The sequence below is a fragment of the Psychroserpens mesophilus genome, from assembly GCF_050617655.1.
Classification (GTDB): domain Bacteria; phylum Bacteroidota; class Bacteroidia; order Flavobacteriales; family Flavobacteriaceae; genus Psychroserpens; species Psychroserpens mesophilus_A.
In genome coordinates, this window is sequence record NZ_JBODQC010000367.1 from 1 (window position 1) to 248 (window position 248).

1 protein-coding gene is annotated in these 248 nt (G+C 44.0%); it reads right to left on the bottom strand.

Annotation, left to right across the window (positions count from 1 at the left end; genetic code table 11):
• Positions 1–248, bottom strand: a 248-nt coding sequence (locus ACRHNM_RS17625; RefSeq protein WP_431137945.1) for a hypothetical protein, incomplete at both ends; no start/stop codon positions are given.

Sequence of the window (248 nt, forward strand, 5' to 3'; positions counted from 1 at the left end):
TTGACCCCCTGGGAGTCGACGGGCTAGCAAATTTAAACCAAGTCAAGAAAAATCTTAACCATTGATCGAGTAGAATGGGGAGGAGCATTTTGAGCCATTGATTTGGATGACCAAATGAGAGGAGCATCACCACCGTTTGATCGAGTGAATTCCTGAAGTTCATTTTGGTCTGTTTGATCGAGTAAACAAGAATGAGGAGCTCTCCACCGTTGGATCGAATTTTGCGCAACTCAAGAAGATGCTCGATT